Source organism: Streptomyces sp. NPDC048639, from assembly GCF_043199075.1.
In the GTDB taxonomy this organism is placed as follows: Bacteria; Actinomycetota; Actinomycetes; order Streptomycetales; family Streptomycetaceae; genus Streptomyces.
Genome location: NZ_JBICVP010000030.1, coordinates 1 through 1,724, shown reverse-complemented (window position 1 = coordinate 1,724; position 1,724 = coordinate 1). Strand labels below are relative to the sequence as shown.

Genomic DNA, 1,724 nt, shown 5'->3' with positions numbered 1-1,724 from the left:
GACCTGACGAACACGGAACTCGAAACGGCCAAGGCCAACAAGGATCAGGAAGCCCTCAAGCGGCTTCAGGCCGAGTACAACGAACTGACCACCGCCGTCGAGCACCCCGTGTGGGTGCCGGGGCGTACGGGTCGTACCGACGATCCGGGCAGGCAGAAACCGATACGTGAGGAGCACGCCAAGGGCTTCCACGAGGACGACGTGGACAAGATCGCCGACTACCTGGTGGGCAGCCCGCCGCCCCTGTCGAGCGAGAAACAGGCCGACCGCTGGCTGACGCGCGGTCCGCTGGTCGACGGAGCAAGCACCGGAGCCGGCACCGGAGTTGTTCCACGGATGCCGGTCCGCAAGGCCGACACTCCCCCGCCGCCGTCCCGCCTCGTGACCCGCCCGGTCGAACCCGGCACGGCCATCCGGACGCTCGACGAACGCACCGTCCCGGACGAGGAGTTGCACACCCAGACCCTGACCAAGGGCGAGGGGACCGCCCGTACGAATGTCGGTCAGGCGTCGTTCACGGATGGCGACTGGGCGCAGCGTGCGTCCCGTTATCCGGCGGTGACTGCCGGGACCACGTACGCCGACCATCGCAGAACGCGTGACGTGCTGGTCGGCGCCGCGAAGGACCTGCCCTGGCAGGGACGTGCGGTGTCGTTCTTCGCCGCACACGGCACACCCACCCAGGTCACGCTCACGCTCGAGGACGGCACCACAGTCACCGTCAGCGGCCGTGAGCTGGCCCGCTATCTGCAACGCCACGTCGACCTCGGCCCCAAAGACCGGCCGATCGTCCTCTACTCCTGCTCCACAGGCGCCTCACCCGCGCACGGCGGACTGCCCGTCGCCCAGCACATCGCCAACGTGACCGGCCGCCCCGTCTACGCACCCACCACCGACACCGGCACAGCCGTCGACCACACGGGCCGCGTGCGACCCATCCTCTACCCCCAGTCCGAAACCGACGACGCCATCACTCCCGGCCGTTGGCAAACCTTCACCCCCGAGCCCACCGGGGACACACTCACCGAACTCGCACGCACCGCCCGACTCCACCACGGACCCGGCCCACTCGACCCCTGGACCGCGAACCGCACCCTCCAACTCATCCGCACCCTGCGCGACACCCTCGGAACCGGCGCCGACACCGACCCGGACCTACTCCAGGGCCTCGCAGCGCTGGACGCACTGCGCTGGAACGGCACCCCCCACCCCTACGCGGACGGCCGGATGACAGCGAACCTCCTCACCCGCATGACCCGCGACCTACTGGACCTGCATGCTGCGCCGGGTCCAAGTCCCGTCCATTTCATGGCCGTTCTGTCCGCAGCCAGCACGGCCGACCCGGCCACCGCTCCCAACCGTCTTGCCGTGCCCCGCCCCGGAGAAAGTGCTTCGTCTGCCGGAACGGCCACCCTGGGCCACCGTTCGGACATCCCCGCACGGGACGCCCTGCTGGACGGTCGGGAAACCAAGTCGGGTGGGCAGAAGCAGACGTTGTCGAAGGAGGCCAAGGCGGCCCAGTTCAACCAGGGGAGTCCCGATCCGCGGTTGAACAAGCTGCTGTCCCAGCCCGGTTACGCCACAGGTGACCAGTTCGGCATCGCCGCCGCTCTCATCGGCGACCCCCAACTCCATGTGCTGGTGCTCAGCGACCCCAGCGATCCCAGGGACAAGGGACAGCAGATCGCCGACTTCTACAAGGCCAGCGGTATCGCTCCCGAGCG

The 1,724-nt window shown here is 68.9% G+C and carries 1 pseudogene; it reads left to right on the top strand.

From position 1 onward, the window contains the following. Nucleotides 1-1,724 (top strand): annotated as a pseudogene (locus ACGFNH_RS32665) (hypothetical protein); the annotation flags it as partial.